A 655-nucleotide genomic window follows, 5' to 3' on the forward strand; every position below is an offset into this window, starting at 1 on the left:
ATGGTTAAGGAAATAACAATGGATATGTCGAATTCCATGCGACTTATAGCCAGACGCTGTTTCCCGAATGCAATGCGCACCATAGACCGTTTCCATATACAGAAACTTGCCTGTGATGCCTTGCAGGAAATGCGTATCGCCCATAGATGGGATGCCATTCAAGCAGACACGGATGCCAGAGAAGAAGCAAAATGCCAGGGTATAGCATACACTCCAATTGTGCTTGCAAATGGTGACACCCACAAGCAGTTGCTGGCTCGCAGCAGATATCTGCTTTTCAAATCTGCCGATAAATGGACTGAAAGTCAGAGACAAAGAGCAGAGGTGCTCTTTGAAACGTATCCAGACATTAAAGAGGCTTATTCTCTCACACATTCGCTAAGAATGATATTTACCAAGAATACTGTCAAAGATGCAGCAAGACTCTCGCTTGCACGTTGGTACAACAAAGTGGACGATTCCGGTTTTAAGAGTTTCAATGTTATTGCCGCCACACTTTACGAGCACTATGATGAAGTCTTGAACTTCTTTGTCAACAGGGCAACTAATGCATTTGCAGAGTCTTTTAATGCTAAAATTAAAGCGTTTAGAGCTGCTTTAAGAGGAGTAACGGATATAAAATTCTTTCTTTTCAGACTTACAAAACTATATGCTT

At 41.8% G+C, this 655-nt stretch carries 1 protein-coding gene; it reads left to right on the forward strand.

The window, feature by feature from the left end; translation table 11 throughout:
• A partial coding sequence (locus I6E38_RS15035) for an ISAon1 family transposase (RefSeq protein WP_235394732.1) occupies positions 1–655 on the forward strand: 655 nt, incomplete at both ends.

Origin of the sequence: Leyella stercorea (assembly GCF_021531355.1) — a bacterium.
Taxonomy (GTDB): Bacteria; Bacteroidota; Bacteroidia; order Bacteroidales; family Bacteroidaceae; genus Prevotella.